Source organism: Flavobacterium sp. (genome assembly GCF_031423415.1).
Taxonomy (GTDB): domain Bacteria; phylum Bacteroidota; class Bacteroidia; order Flavobacteriales; family Flavobacteriaceae; genus Flavobacterium.
On the sequence record NZ_JANPFL010000126.1, the window covers coordinates 23,910 to 40,149 of the forward strand.

Here is a 16,240-nt window from a genome sequence, read left to right on the forward strand (position 1 = left end):
AATTTTGGCTGACCCGAGCTTAGTGAACAGGCGAAGCAAAAAGCCAAAATCACTCGAAGAGACGAACCTCCTATAGTATGGGAATTGTAATGTTAATTGTCGTCCCATTTTCGTTTGAGATTAAATCAAAGGTGCCATTTAGTTCTCTTGTTCTGTTTTGTAAATTAGTTAAACCATAGGATTTCTTTCTTTTTTCCTCATAATCAAATCCTTGACCGTTATCTTGTATTTTCATTGACAATTGATTTTCCTTTTCGTCAAGGATGATGTTGATTTGATTAGCTTTCGAATGTTTAACTGCATTATTTACAGATTCTTGTACCACTCTAAAAAGATTAATTCCTTGTTTAGAAGTTAATTGAAAATTAGTTACGCTATTATTTTTGAAATCAAAATCTATAGCTTCTACTGATTCGCTCGCCTCTTTGACAAAATTTAGAATTCGAGTTTCGAGTTCGCTTATGGTTAAATTATCTGTATTTAAAGCCCAAATGGTATCCCGAAGTTCCGAAATCGTATTGTTAGCATAACCCGAAAGATTGTCAATCTTTTTCTCGATGGTATTTTCTAGTTTTACAGGAGCGTTTTTCAGATTATCCAGAATCGAAATTATAAAGGTCAGTTGCGAACCCACACTATCGTGCAACTCCCGGGAAATTTCGAGTCGTTGTTCTTGAATTTTAAAATTAGATTGTTCTTGAAGCAATTCATTTTCGAGTAGCGCTTGTTCTTTTTGCTGCATCGATTTCAGGCGTTGTTGTCGGAAGAGTAAAAACCCAATTATAGCAATACTGGAAACTAGAATTAACCACATATTTTTTTGTTTGGATTCGGTTTGTTGTTGTAGAATTAGTTTTTCTTTTTGAGCGGTTTGGTATTTGGTTTCGAGTTCTTTTACTGATTTTAAACTTTCAATATTTAGGATTGAATCTTTATATTTTGAATGTAATTTATAATTGAATAGTGCACTTTTAAAATCATTTTTTTTTGCAAACGTATTTGCATAGATAGAATAAATTTGTTTTAATTCTACTTTGTTATTAGATTTTAAAGCCATTATTTCTGCTTTCTTTAAATGGTATTCAGCATTTACAAAATCATTATTATTGGTATAAAAATCAGCAAGGTTTGTGTGTTGAAAAATAATTTCATTAGTTCCATTATTGGCAATTTTGAATTGCAAAGCTTTTTTGAGATATTTAAGACCATTTACTTTGTCTTTTTTATCTTCTGCATACACAGAGCCAATGTTATTGTATATTAATCCTAAATTAAAATTATCATTAATTTCTAAACAGATTTTTTCTGCTTTTTTATAAAACAGCAATGCATTATCGGCGTCATATTGATTAAAATAAACATTTCCAATATTTATATAAGCTCCGGCGATTTCTTTTTTATTATCTATTTTTAAAAACATATTTAAAGCGATATTCGCATACGATAATGCTTCTTTATATTTTTCTTGATTCATAAAAACAATTCCTATGTTTTTATTAATTAAGCCCACTTGCTTATACAAATTATTATCTTCTGCAATTTCAAGCCCTTTATTGTAATATAGTAGTGCTTTTTCTAAATCCCCCTTGAACAAATTCAAATTTCCTAAATTCATAAATGATTTTGAAATTCCGTTTGAGTTTTTAGCTTTTGTATAGTATTGATTAGATAAAATAATTGATTTTATAGCTTCCTCTTTTTTTAATTGATCAGAGAAAGTATTTGATCGAATCAAGTAGTAAAACCCTTTTAAACTATCATTTTCATTTTCTTCAAATTTTTCAAAAAATTGCTTTAGTTTTATTTCTATGTTTTTATCTTTATTTTTACTTGACTTATCAAGTTCAAGTAATTCTTTGTACAAAATATTGTCTTTATTTTGTGAGTATAAAAAATTAAAACCTATCAATAATAAAATAAGTATTTGTTTTTTCATAAATTTATTTTTAACTTCAATTACTTAACATATTTTTTTATAAAATCCTGATGCAATGCTACTACTTCTTTGCTTAATTCTGTTATTTCGGTATTCAAATCTACGTTATAGGATTTGTTTAGCAGCACTTTGTCACTAATTTCGGTTTGCTTTTCCTGAATTGTAGTTATGTTTAGCTTTATTTTATTAATGGTTTCCTCTCTCGCAGTTTTTAAAAATATATTTTCGATTTTTAATTTTACAATAATAAAAAGGGCTGAAATTCCTATAAGAATTATTAAATATGACATAATTGTAAAGATTAAATTTTTTACAAAAATGAAGATTCTTTACTTTTAAATCAATTAGCCAAATGGCTTATTTTAGTATAATTTCAATTCGAGTTCCTTCGCTCAATGAAAAAAGATGAAATTCTCCGCCTATTTCTTCAATTCGTTTTTGCATATTTTGCAGTCCATTTCCCTTTGCCACCGTAACTGGATTGAAACCAATTCCGTTATCCTGAATGGTAATTTTTATTTGATTTTCTAACTGTCTTGCATTAATAGTGATAGTACTTGGATTAGCATATTTAATCGAATTGTTTACCGCTTCTTGTATCGTTCTGTAGACATTCATTCCTTGTACAGAGGTAAGTTTTTGAGTTTTAATTGTTTCATCTATTGTCACAGAAAAACTAATAAAATTTTTGGCCTCTTTGGCCTTTTCGATATAATTATTGATTCGGCTTTCTAGATCTTCGAACGTAATTTCGTCACTGTTCATTGCCCAAATTGTGTCACGAAGTTCTACGATGGTTTCTCTAGCAAAGCTCGAAATGTTGGTCAATTTGTTGTCCAATTTCTCATTTGTAATGTCAAAAGCATACTTTATATTATCGACTGATGAAATTATAAAAGTCAATTGTGAGCCAATATTATCGTGCAAATCTCGAGAAATATTCAAACGTTGTTCTTGCAATTTGTTTTGATTTTCTATTTTAGCAATAGCAGATCTAAGCTCGAATTCTTTTTCTTGCTGTGCTGATTTTAGTTTTTGTTGGCGGTAAATTAAAAAGCCTATTAATGCTGTAAGTAATGCCAAAACCGTAGTTCCCATCAAATAAATACGGCTTTGTTTGACTTGGGCTTCTTGCTGGAGAATTAGTTTTTCTTTCTTTTCAATTTGGTATTTGGTTTCGAGTTCGGCAGTTTGTTTCATTACAGAATTTTCGAGTAGTTGATTGTTTACAACTACTAGTTTATCTACATACAGACTAACGCTATCTAACTTATTTAATTTTGCGTAAACCCGAATTAACGACTTGTAATTTACTTGTAATTTATCGTATAATTTTTCATTTTCAAAAACCATTTTAGTATTTGATAGGAGCTGTTTTGCTTCATTTAATTTATTTGCTAATACATATTCCTCGGCTAGATTTAGGTCAAAATTTGCTTTGTCAATATCCGAGTTTAATTCTTCTCTGGCTTTCTGGGATTTCTCATAAAGCGCGATAGCCTCAGTAGATTTTTTCTGTTCTGTTTTTACTGATGCAATATTATTGTAAGCACTAGAAACTCCTTTTTTGTTTCCAACGCTATTGCAATATTTCAAACTTTTATTATACTGTTTTAATGCACTAAGTGTATCATTCATTTGAAGATATACATTGCCTAAATTCAAACAGGACACACACAATTCTGCTGCAGCATTGTTTTCTTCTTGATATTCAACAACGTCATTTATATACTTAAAAGCCTTTGGATAATTTTTTAATTTTAAAAGTATGAGTCCAATATTCCCTTTGGTTATATAACTGTTCTTATCATCTTTTATACTTTCAAAATATTTCAAAGCGTCCAAAAAAGAAGTCATTGCAAGTTTGTACTGTCCATTTTTTTCGTAAATATTTGCCAGATTATTGTTTATTTTGGCCAAACCTTTATTATCCTTTCTCGCTTTTCTAATTTTATAAGATTTGAGATAATTCTCCTTTGAATTTTGAAAATCTCCTTTTCGAAAATAGACAGCTCCCACATCACTGTACACCTGAGCAATTAGAGTAGAATCTCCCAGTTTTGTAGAGGCCAAAATTGCTTTATCTCCATATTGCACTGCCGAATCGATAGAAACAGTTGAATAATACCAAGTCAAATCCGAATAAATTGTAGCGGTTTTTTTGGCATCAGGATTGGCTTTAAGCTCTTTTTTTAGGTTATTAATAATTTCCTGAGCATTTTGGGCATTGACAGATAATGAAGCTATTACAATCAGAAGGATGAAATATTTTTTCATATAAATAATTTTACTGGATAAATATAATAAAATATCTCCTACTTATTTTTTAGAATATAATTCTTCCAAAATTTCGTAATTCAAATTAAAAATTGAATTTCTTAAGGTTTCATTAGATGCCTTGAGTTTAAGTCTTAAATCCTCAGAGAGTTCTATTTTTTGGTTTTGATTCTCCAGATTGGATTTCATTTCTAAAATAATATCTTCGAGAAGCATTACGCGCCTCTGGTAGTCTAAATTACTGCTTTTGAAATTGACAATCAAAGCCAATATCACAAAACAAAATACTCCAATAATTAGCGTTAAAATGTAAATCATATTCTTATCGGATTTTAATGAGCAATACCCTTTGTGCTAAATTTCGTTCCATATTTTTTGTATTTCTAAAGATCCATCCTTTTGTTTAAAGATTAATTTGCTGTTGAAACGGACAAAAATGTGGCTCTTAAAACACAAAAAATACGCTGTATTTCGTATTTTTTGTGTTGAAGAATAAAAATTATTCTTTAAACGAAGTAGCATTCGTCGCCAAATATTAATCCTTAACAACATTATCTCCTTCAAAAGGAAATGCAAAAACTGAAATATTGAATGGTTGTAACTCACTAGGAATAAATTTTATTATTTACTCTTCATTTTCTATCCCTAATTCATTAATGATTTTATTTAGGCTATTACTTACTACAGTAGCAACAACTTGATTTTCCTATTTTTCAAAATCTTAATGTCAATACATTAATTTTTCATCGCATTCCAAACCGCTTCATAATCTCCGTTTATTTTTTCTTTTTCCTTAATAGCTTGTATGGATTTTTTGAAAGTCGCCAACAAAGCATCTATGTTTAAAACGTTGCTTTCAAGCATTTCGACTGAAATAACTTGTTTGTTTTTTATTGGAAATGCCTTGCCCGTAACCTTACCTGTTACATAATTACTATTGTAGTTTTCACCTACTATTTCGCCACCAATATTATAAGTAATTGACGGAATCATCACTGCTTTTGCATCTTCAAAGTTCAAATCTAAATGTAGAGTAAAGTTTAATAAAGCATTAGCAGCTGTTTCTTTCATTATTTTATATTCAGGGCTCTTAATACCCGCCAATTCACTTAATGGACGTTTTCCTAGCAATAGTTTAGTATTTTCATAAGCTTGACTAAAGTTTTCTGTTGTGTTTTCTTCTGCAGAGTTATAGGTTTTAATGTTATTGTACGCATCAGAATTAGTTACAGTTTCTAACGGTAAAACTTTTACTGCAAATTCTTGTTCAACAATTGCTATGACCTCTTTATAGGTTTTTTCTAAAATAGCATCCCATACAGAATTATCAAACTGCGGAAAAGACGCCGATTTAGTAATCTCAACACCTTGCAATTTATTCGTTTTTTTATCGTAATAAGAAGTTACGCCTTGCGCTGAAAAACCCATTACACCCAAAGTTTTCATTTGGTTGAAAGCAGGAGCAAACAAAGCATTGGCTTTATTAACTTCAAAACTTAAGCCATTCTCTTTGAATTTAGCTTCGATACCTTTATTAAAAACTGGCTTTGCAGTTACTGATAAAAATTTTCCATCAGAAACAATACTTGCATATTCTATTTCAGGAAAAGCACCAGAAACATTTGTTGCTTTATCTATGCTTGAACGCGAAACCTGCAAATAACAGCCACCAAAACCAATATTGTTTTGTACCCCGTTCATATTACGAAAAGCGGCAGGTGGTATAATTATTTTTGATTTTGGTGCAAACCAGCCCACTTCGTACATTGTTTTAATACCTATAGTAGTGCCGGTTAACCAAACGGAAATTGGGGCATTATTATCATTCATATTTTCAAATTCTAAAACCACCTCTTTAGTTAAATCTACTGATACGTTTTCTTTTTGTCCGTTGATGGATAGGAGCTTAATTTTATGTTTAGGAGGGTTAAGTGTAAAGGCTGCCTTTTGACCTGAATTGGAGGTTATTTCTACTTTTTTTGCCGTTGCATTATCTTTTGAAAATGCTGAATAGCAGCCTACCGCAACAAAATCAGCGGGCTTAGAATCAATTGTAACTGTTCCTTGTATTTTGGTAAACTGTTGCTTGTTTTTTGCAGTAAACATAAATAAAACCGCATTCCCTCCTGGCTCCCAGCCATTAAAAAAGTTTTGCCCAATTTCTTGTACGGCCGTTGGGTGCAAGTTGGTCATTAAATATAACGATGGCACCACACTAGTTAAATCATCAGTAGAACCAACCATTCCCATAGCACCACCACCTACTGATACGGCTGCTTTGGCAACTTTAGAAATTATTTTATTCATTAAACCAGCCCCAAAACCACCGCCCTCTTTTTTTGGTGCTTTTTCTTTTGGTTGCTCTGTTTGAGTGCTGTCTTTTTTACCCATTAAGCCTTTTAATTTTCCAAATTGTGCCGACGAAGGCAATGATGCCATCATACAAACGGCTACCATTATTGTTCCTAATTTTTTATTCATAATCTTGCGTTTTTAGTTATTGTTATTTAAAATATCGCTGTGTACCGAATTTTATAGCGTTGCTGTTTTTGAAGTTTGAAGTTGAATTTGTATTCGATAATGTAATCCGAAAGAAAATTGGTAAAGGAAGGATTGATGATGTCACTATCGACTTTGAAAAGCGTGGAAACTTTGCCGCTTTAAATTATTCCTACATCTGCCACAATTGTTCCTGTAACGGCAGCAATTTTTTGTTTTTTTGTTTTAAAAAATCTTTGGATTTGAATAATTCATCCATTTCTTTCGTTACTGTTTCCTAATCTGTAAGCACTGGTTTTTGGGCAAAAGAAGTATCGGTTATCAGCAAGAAGAATAGTCCAATAAAAAATAAATGGTGGTGTTTTTTCATAATAAATGGATTTGTTAGTTAATATTTTACAAATCTGCATCAAATATAAAAATGGAACAATACGACGAAATACGTATTTTTAAAATTGAATTTTAGGGAATTGGTTTTGAATTTTCGCTATTTTATCTTGAAGATTCGATAAAAATTGCTGGTGAATTTCGGAATTGGCATTGAAAGGTCTGTGGGCCAATCCTCGTTGAATTGTTTCTACTTCTTTCATAATCGAATGAATTTCTTCAGAAATTGCAGTTTCACAAAATCGTTCCCAAATGTAATCAATTGCTACGGAATTGGGATGAATCATATCCTCAGCATAAAACCGATAATCCCGTAGTTCGTCCATCATTATTTCGTAGGATGGAAAATAATTGATAATCGACAATTGATAATTGACAATTTTATGAAGGGCAGTAATTAAATGTGCTTTACTTTGCTGATTTTCTAAAAACCCATCTTTGAGGTGACGAACAGGTGATAAGGTAAAAATAAAATTGATATTTGGATTGATTTTTTGAATTAAATCTATAGTATTTTGAATCGAACACTCGATAGTTTCAACCGATAAAATTTCTTTTGAGAATGCTGCTTGTGGCACTTTATGACAATTCGCCACAATTTCATTGGTGTCTAAATTTCTATAAACCCACGACGTTCCGTAAGTAATTATAATATGAGAAGCTTCTTGAAGTTGCTGAAGTGTAGATTTAATAATGGCATTCAAATTTTCAAGAAATTCCGCTTTATTAGAAGTACTCAAATCGGAATGAACATCAAAACAATTCCAGCGTTCGTTGTGAAAAAAAATGTCTTTCTCAGTGAATTGTTTTCCGGAAACGGCAAAGTCAATCAATTTTTCAATTGCCAAGGGATGAAATAAAATTCCGACAGGATTAGTTGTATTTTGGAATTTAAAATAATCGAATTTCTCACTAATATTTACTGCAAAACAAGAACCCAACGACACAATTTTTGAATTGTAGTCTATTGGGTTTTTGCTTTTAGGAATCGGTATTGAAGTTCTGAATTTCACTTGTATTTTTTTTAACAAGAAATACGTTTTATAATCTAGATTTTTCGCTAAAACACACAGCCATTCTGTTACTTTCTCAATTAAAAAAATTCAAAGTTTTGAAAAATTTATTTACTTTCTGCAATATATTTTAGGATTTCTTTGCTTACGTTTTCACTAGTAAATCCAAATTTTTGATCTAAAACGCTAGCTGGTGCTGAATACCCAAAATGCTCTAATCCAATTACTTTTCCGCTATCGCCAATCAATCCTTCTAAGTTTACAGGAAGCCCAGCTGTAAGTCCGAAAACTAATTTTCCTTTTGGAATAACGCTTTCTTGATACGCTTTAGATTGTTGTTTAAACAATCCCTCAGATATGATTGAAGCTACATTCACTTTCAAATTATTGTCCTTTTCTAAAATAGCAGCAGCATCTATAAGCGTAGAAACCTCCGAACCATTGGCGAATAAAGTAATATCAGCATTTGGCGTAGATTTTACTAAATAACCTCCTTTTTTAGCTTCAGTTGCTTCTTGAAATCTAGAAGTTCCCATTGCGGGAACGTCTTTGATATTCTGTCTGGAAAGAATTAAAGCGGTTGGTGTAGTGGTGTTTTTCAAAGCCATATCCCAAGCTACTGAAGTTTCGATAGCATCGGCAGGGCGAAGTGCTAATAAACTTTGATGACCTGAATGGTTTTTGATTTTTTCCATCAAACGCATTTGAGCCTCTTGCTCAATAGGTTGGTGAGTTGGTCCATCTTCGCCTACTCTAAATGAGTCGTGAGTCAAGACATATTTTACAGGCAATTCTTGAATAGCTGCCAATCGAATGGCGGGTTTCATATAATCTGAAAACACAAAGAAAGTTGCCACAACAGGAACAACACCTCCGTGAAGGGCAATTCCGTTTGCAATTGCAGTCATTGTTAACTCAGCAACTCCGGCTTGTAAAAAGGCACCTTTGAAATTATTTTTTTCTAAAACAGTAGTTTTTTTCAAGAAACCATCTGTTTTATCGCTGTTGGATAAATCCGCAGAAGAAACGATCATATTCTCGACATTTTCTGCCAAATATCCTAAAACTGCAGAAGAAGCTTCTCTAGTAGCAACATTCGATTTTTGAACCACTTGACTTAAGTCTAAATCAGGAAGTTTACCAGAAAGGAACATTTCCATTTTTTGTGCCAAAGCTGGGTTTGCCTTCTTCCAAACAGCCACAGTCTCTTTTTTGATAGCAGCTGAAGCAGTTTTTCTAGCCAAAACTTCTAAATAATAAGCTTGAACATCTTCGAAAATGTCAAAAGAACTTTCTGGATTCGCTCCTAAGTTGATTAAGGTTTTTGTGAAATCCGCTTTGGTATCACCAATTGGCTTTCCGTGCAATTCACATTCGCCTTCATACATATCTCCGTTGGCCAAAACGCAACCTTTACCCATAATGGTTTTACCAATAATTAAGGTTGGTTTTTCTGATTCTGCATTGGCATCGTCTAATGCTTTTCTAATTTGCTCGTGATCATGGCCATCTATTGTGATGACTTTCCAACCCCAAGCTTCATATTTCATAGCGGTATTTTCAGAAGTAACTTCGTCTGTCATAGAGGAAAGTTGAACATCATTGGAATCATAGAACATTATAAAATTGTTCAATCCTAAATGACCAGCAATTCGACCAACACCTTGTGAAATCTCTTCTTGAACTCCACCATCAGTAATAAAACCGTATATTTTATGCGTAAAAAGAGTTTCGAACCTAGCATCAAGAAATTTTGCCGCGATCGCAGCTCCAACTCCCATTGCGTGCCCTTGACCTAGTGGTCCTGAGGTGTTTTCTATACCTCTAAGAACATCAACTTCTGGGTGTCCTGGAGTTATAGAACCCCATTGTCTGAAATTCTGTAAATCTTCTTTAGAATAATTTCCTAACAAATTATATTGAGCATACATTAACGCAGATAAATGTCCAGCATCCATAAAGAAACGATCTCTAAAAGGCCAATCCATCTCCGTTGGATCAAAATTTAGATATTCGGAATAAAGAATGTGTAAAAAATCAGCTCCGCCCATTGCACCTCCAGGATGACCTGAATTTGCCTTCTCTACCATTGATATGGCCAAAGCTCTAATATTATCTGCAGCTAAATTGTCAATTTTTTTGTTCATGATTATTTATGTAGTTAGTCTTTTTTAGTATCAATTTTTGAGTGCAAACAGTTTAAAAATTAATTTAAATATCAGTTTACTTTACAATTATTGCTCACCCGAATTCATTGAAAATAATTTACTATACCGGTTTCGAAATACTAGGAAAACATAAACCAATATTTTAGAAGGAGTTTTATCAAGCCTAATTAATTATAATTCAATCTTTCTCGTAGAAATAAAGTATTTTTTAAACGGTGCAAAATTAAGCAAATTAACCATCATAAAAAGTATAAAACACAAAAATAAATAACAGAACAGGTGCGTTTTATTAAAAAAATAAAACTAGAATGAGTAAATAAAAAAGTCGTAGAAAAATATTTGATTAATCGGTTCTAAAATCTTTAAAGGATAAAAAGAATTCTAAAATTCGGTACAAAAGAAAAACAAATAGGTCTGAAAACAAAAAAACCTCTAAATTTCTTTAGAAGTTTTTGCTTTGTAGCGGGAACAGGACTCGAACCTGTGACCTTCGGGTTATGAGCCCGACGAGCTGCCTACTGCTCTATCCCGCGTTGTTTCGAGTGCAAATATACAACCAATTTTATCAAATACAAGCGTTTCTCATAAAAATATTCCTCTTGATAATAGTAAACTGACTTAAAACCATTTACCAGTGAAAATCCTGAAAACTAACCTAACATTTAAATGAAGTTCAAAGTTTGAAAAATAAACCAGCTCGATAAAACATCATAAAAATAAATAAATTTAGTATTTTACAACTGAAGTGATTTAATTCGTTTTGTTCAGTTGAGAGAGTATTTTGCTGTACAAAAGTTCTTCATCAATAGGTTTTGAGATATAATCGTTCATACCTATATTTTGAGATTTTTCAATATCTAGCGAAGTAACATCGGCGGTAAGTGCAATAATCGGTATTTGTGATTTCATCGTATTTCTGATGTGATCGGTTGTTTCAAAACCATTCATAATGGGCATTTGCAAGTCCATTAGAATAATGTCATAGTGAGATTCGTTCAATTTTTCGATGACAATTTTTCCGTTTTCTGCAATCTCACACTCAAACCCAAAATCGTTCAAAATTATTTTTATCAGCAGTTGATTCAAGGCAATGTCCTCTGCAACAAGAACTTTTATATTTCCTAATTCATTTCCTGTTCTTAATATCAAAGCAGGTTCTTCGGACATTTTTTCATCTGTTTTAGAAAAACTCATTAAAAAACCAAAAGTAGATCCCTCGCCCACTTTACTTTTTACAAAAAGTGACCCGCCTTGAAGTTCTACCAACTTTTTTACAATCGAAAGCCCCAAACCAGTTCCGCCGTATTGTTCAGAAATTTCAGCAGATGCCTGTTCAAAATTATTAAAAATATGACTTAATCTATTCTCAGGAATTCCAATACCAGTATCGCTTACGGTAAATTCTAAGGTTATTTCCCGAGCGTCCTCCTTCGCAATAGAAATGCTCAAAGTTATTCCGCCTTGACTAGTGAATTTTATAGCATTACTAATTAAATTTAATACTATTTGTCTCAAACGAACCACATCACCAACTAGCGTTTTGGGAATAGTTGCATCATACATTTTTTTGAATTCAACGACTTTTTCAAGGCATTTGGGTTCAAACAAACAAAAAACGTCCAAAATAAGTTCTTCTAAACTAAACGGCTTCTGGCTAAATATCATTTTTCCCGAATCTACTTTAGCAAGATCTAGAATGTCATTAATGAGAATAATTAAGGACTCACCTGATTTTTTAATGGCATCTATATATCCTTTTTGCTTTTCGCTTAATTCTGTTTTTAAAATCACATTAGTAAACCCAACAATCGAATTCATCGGTGTTCGAATCTCGTGGCTCATATTCGATAAAAATTGTTGCTTGAATTGTAAGGCTTCTTCTGCAAGTTCAGTTTTATGCTCGGCAATACCTTTAGCAGCAATCAATTCTTCTTTTACATTATGATGGTCCGTAACTTCATAAGCAATAATGGTAATTCCCGAAATAGATTTATCAGCTTCAAGGTAAGGCTGGTAAACAAAATTAAAATAGCTGTCTTCTAAAGTACCTTTGCGAATTAGTGGAGCGAGAAGTTCATAGCCTTCAAACGGAATTCCTGTGGTGTAAACTTCATCGAGTATTTTAGGGAAAATAGTGTCTTTTATTTCAGGTAAAATTTCTAGTAGTGGTTTGCCTTCAACGGCATCTCCCTTTCCCCAAAATTGTTTAATACTATCATTAGCAAGATCAATAATCATGTCTTTTCCCTTCAAAATAGCAAAGGCAAAAGGCGATTGCTTCAGCATCATATTGTACCGTTCGTTGCTATCTTCGACGAGTTTAATGGCTTTCTTCTCAATTTCTAATTGTTTTTCAAGAGCCTTTTTTTCTCGAATTTGCAGTTCAATAGACAATCGTCGCACCTCTGTAATATCCACAATGGTAAGCACAATAAGTTCTTCATTGATATTTTGTTGCACAATTCTATGCGCATTTAGCACCATAACTTTTAAACCAATTTCCGGAAAAATATGTTCCACTTCATAATCATAAAAGCTATTCTTTTTGGGAACAATTTCTTCTAATAATTCTCTTAATTCTTGAATATTCCATTGACTATTTCCTAATTTAAATAATGATTTTCCAACGCATTCCGCTTCACTAACTTGAAAAGTTTTGTAGAAGGATTTATTAGCCGATTTAATTTTAATGTCTTTGTCCAATATTAAAACGGGTTCGTGTACTGCAGAAAGTAAGGCTTCATTAAAATTATTTAACTCTTCTACTTGTTGAATACGAGCATGCAATTCTTGAATACTTGTAGTCAATTCTTCGTTAGTCGATTCTATTTCCTCTTTCGAGGTTTCTAACTCCTCGTTCAAACTCTGTAATTCTTCGTTGCTGGAAACAATTTCTTCATTGGCACTTTGCAATTCCTCGTTTGCCGCTTCCTGATCGTGAGTGATTGAACCCATATCGGCACGAGCAGAAGTTAATTCTTCTTCAAGTTTTTTGATCCGTCTGTCTTTGGCAATCGAATTTTTTTGCTTTGCACTTTTGGGGTCTTCATCAGATTCCATTTGTTGTTGACCCGTAAAAATTACAATTAAATAAGGCTCTTCTCCTTCTAATACAAGCGGAATGACTTCGATATTTACGATTTGAATAGTACGATTATTCAAATCCCGATTCATTTCCATTCCCATTTTCCGAACAGGCTGTTTGGTTTTAATAGCATGATGAATTGCATTGCGCAACTCAAAAGTAATCTCGAGATGCACCATTTTCAAAATGTTCAAACTAGCTTTTCCTGAGGAATTTTGCAAATACATTGCCGTAGCACCTCTAAATTGAAGAATATCTAAATCATAATTAATAATAACGCTTGCCGGAACATGATGTTCTAGTAATACAGCATCAAAGGCGTTACCAAGATTTCCGTTTGCGGAAAGAGGTGTTTTTTTGGAGGGCAAATTGGGAGTACTATTTTTATCAGGCATAGTGGTATAGGAATTGCGTGAACTCAGATTTTGAAAAGATCGGAGCGTTGTATTTTTTTTTCGGGAATAAAACTTATATTTTTTGTCAATTGTTGTGAAATATTGAGCCGATGTTCCAATGGTTTCAGATTTACCAAGCATCAAACAACCGCCATCATTTAAGGCATAATGAAAAGTAGCAATGGCTTTTTGTTGCGCTGTAGTGTCCAAATAAATGAGCATATTTCTACAACTGATAAAATCCATGCGAGAAAAAGGCGGATCGTTTAAAATATTATGATGCGCAAAAACACACACATCACGAAGCGATTTGGCAATGCAATATTTGCTTTTTGATTTTGTAAAAAAACGTTCTAATCTTTCAGGACTCACCTTTGAAATTTGGGCGCTGGTATATTCTCCTATTCGCGCAGCACTGATGGCTTCGATACTTAAATCCGAAGCAAAAATCTGAAAAAAAATGTCAAATTTATTTTCTTCTTTTAGTTCAAATAAAAGCATAGCAATCGAATAAACTTCCTCACCAGTGGCACAAGCTGCTACCCAGATTCGCAAGGTTTGTCCTGCCACTTTTGATTTGATTAAGTTAGGCAAAACAGAACTTTTCAAAAGTAAAAAAGCATCAGTATCCCTAAAAAAAGAAGTCACATTAATAAGCAAATCCTGATACAGCAAATCCGATTCGCCCGCATCTGATAGCAGTAGTTCGCTATAGTGCTTTAATGTTTTCGATCTATTAATAAGCATTCTTCGTTGTATTCGTCTATAAATAGTGTTCATTTTATATTGACTAAAATCAACATTTTTGCTTTGATGCAAATACTGCACAATGTTTTTTAAATCCGGGTTGCTTTTACCATAATCTGTTGCTAAAGATTTTTTAGATAGTTCTCTAATTTCCAAAGGATTTTTGCACATTCGCGTCAATTCAATACCAATTTCAGCAGGCGACATAATATAATCCACGATACCATCGGCAATAGCAGAATTAGGCATGCTGCCAAATCTCGCCGAATCATCTTGTGCAAAAGTGATTCCACCAGCCAGTTTTATATCCCGCAAACCAATAGTCCCATCGTGAGCACTACCCGATAAAACCACCCCAATAACATTTTCTTTGTGCGTTTCCGCCAAAGAAGAAAAGAGAATATCTATTGAAATGGCGGAGCCACCAGTCGAACGAGGAATTAATTTAATATGCCCATCAGTAACTTCAATTCCTTTATTGTAGGGGATAACATAGACAGTATTAGGAATCATTTTTTCCATATCATCAACATCCTGCACGGGCATTTGAGTAGATTTTGACAAAATCAACGCTAACATACTTTTATGATCCGGGCTTAAATGCTGAACATAAATAAAAGCCATACCCGTAGTAGGCGATAGATTTTGCAACAGTTGAGTGATGGCCTCAAGTCCGCCAGCCGAAGCTCCAATAGCAACAACAGTAAACGGATTACTTTTTTCAAGAGGTTCCTTTTTATTCGATGACAAAGATGTATCTATCACATCATCGGCAGGCGTACTAACAGGCTGGGTATTTTTTAAGGAAGAATTGGGTTTCATCTCACCAGTTATTTTAGATTAGGTTTAAGTAGTACTGTATCAACCACTCCTTTTAACAGGTGCCTTTCATAACAAATGTACACAAACTTAGGTTACAAACTCATAAATTCTTCCCCTTTCTACAAAGACTAGTACTAGTAGCACTTTACAACACAAACTAAAAAATAGTATTGTCAAAACCAATCTAGCCATAGCATTGGCTTTTTAATATTTGGGCGTGCCACCACCTCCGCAAGCTACGGTGCTGTCGGGCTGTACACTCTATCTTTATTTTCTTAAAGAAAGAAAATAAAGGATGCCGCTTCCATCCTTCACGCAAAGCAATCCTGAATAAGTAACGGATTAAACACAAGAGCTTAGATCTCAATATAAGGGATTGAAAAACATAGCATCCTTGATTTTTAGGCTAGCCAATATTTAATAATACTTTTGCAGTAGGTATTTGTCTCTTTAAACTAGCCACCCTTTGCCATTCCATAGGGATCCCACAACACAAAACCTAACCAGCTTAAAAACAAATTGGGTTTTTCCATATGGATACTTATTGTGCACCGCTATTTTAGGATAAGACAACTCTGTTCGGGCTAAATTTTACCTTATTTTTCTAAAAAAATAAAACTTGCTATTTCATCCTATTTGTCATTCCGTAGGAATCTCCATTGTAGTTTGAGACTCTTACAGAGCGACAAACTGGGTACATAAACAAAAACCATCTGCGCAGACGGGCTTGACTACTCTGTTCGGGCTAAATTTTACCTTATTTTTTTTAAAAAAAATAAACAAAAAAAATCCCCACCAAATAAATGATGAGGATTTAAGAATCTGAAACAAGTTCAGATTAAAAAAAGGCGACGACATACTCTCCCACATAACTGCAGTACCATCTGCGCAGGCGGGCTTAACTACTCTGT

General features: G+C 33.0%; 9 protein-coding genes and 1 tRNA gene. All 10 read right to left on the reverse strand.

Annotated features, from left to right (window positions below; genetic code table 11):
* Positions 1 to 70: 70 nt before the first annotated feature.
* Positions 71 to 1,936 carry a sensor histidine kinase gene (locus RMO83_RS11445; protein ID WP_310559824.1) on the reverse strand — a complete coding sequence of 622 codons (1,866 nt, stop codon included), beginning with the start codon at positions 1,934 to 1,936 and terminating at the stop codon, positions 71 to 73.
* A 20-nt stretch (positions 1,937 to 1,956) separates the two neighbouring features.
* Positions 1,957 to 2,226, reverse strand: a complete 270-nt coding sequence (locus tag RMO83_RS11450) for a hypothetical protein (protein ID WP_310559825.1) — start codon at positions 2,224 to 2,226, stop codon at positions 1,957 to 1,959.
* A gap of 67 nt (positions 2,227 to 2,293) precedes the next feature.
* Positions 2,294 to 4,213, reverse strand: coding sequence for a sensor histidine kinase (locus RMO83_RS11455; RefSeq protein ID WP_310559827.1), 1,920 nt, complete (start codon positions 4,211 to 4,213; stop codon positions 2,294 to 2,296).
* A 42-nt stretch (positions 4,214 to 4,255) separates the two neighbouring features.
* Entirely contained in the window at positions 4,256 to 4,531 is a 276-nt protein-coding gene (locus tag RMO83_RS11460; RefSeq protein ID WP_310559828.1) for a hypothetical protein, read from the reverse strand.
* A gap of 417 nt (positions 4,532 to 4,948) precedes the next feature.
* A complete protein-coding gene (locus RMO83_RS11465; RefSeq protein WP_310559829.1) occupies positions 4,949 to 6,694 on the reverse strand; it encodes a hypothetical protein in 1,746 nt (581 codons plus the stop codon).
* Positions 6,695 to 7,161: 467 nt separating this feature from the next.
* Positions 7,162 to 8,112 carry a GSCFA domain-containing protein gene (locus RMO83_RS11470; protein ID WP_310559830.1) on the reverse strand — a complete coding sequence of 317 codons (951 nt, stop codon included), beginning with the start codon at positions 8,110 to 8,112 and terminating at the stop codon, positions 7,162 to 7,164.
* 107 nt (positions 8,113 to 8,219) lie between these two features.
* Positions 8,220 to 10,259, reverse strand: coding sequence for a transketolase (locus RMO83_RS11475; RefSeq protein WP_310559832.1), 2,040 nt, complete (start codon positions 10,257 to 10,259; stop codon positions 8,220 to 8,222).
* A gap of 481 nt (positions 10,260 to 10,740) precedes the next feature.
* Positions 10,741 to 10,813, reverse strand: a tRNA-Met gene (locus RMO83_RS11480).
* A 217-nt stretch (positions 10,814 to 11,030) separates the two neighbouring features.
* Positions 11,031 to 15,329 carry a CheR family methyltransferase gene (locus RMO83_RS11485; RefSeq protein WP_310559833.1) on the reverse strand — a complete coding sequence of 1,433 codons (4,299 nt, stop codon included), beginning with the start codon at positions 15,327 to 15,329 and terminating at the stop codon, positions 11,031 to 11,033.
* A 675-nt stretch (positions 15,330 to 16,004) separates the two neighbouring features.
* The coding region (locus RMO83_RS11490) for a hypothetical protein (protein ID WP_310559834.1) at positions 16,005 to 16,240 on the reverse strand (236 nt) is incomplete at its 5' end.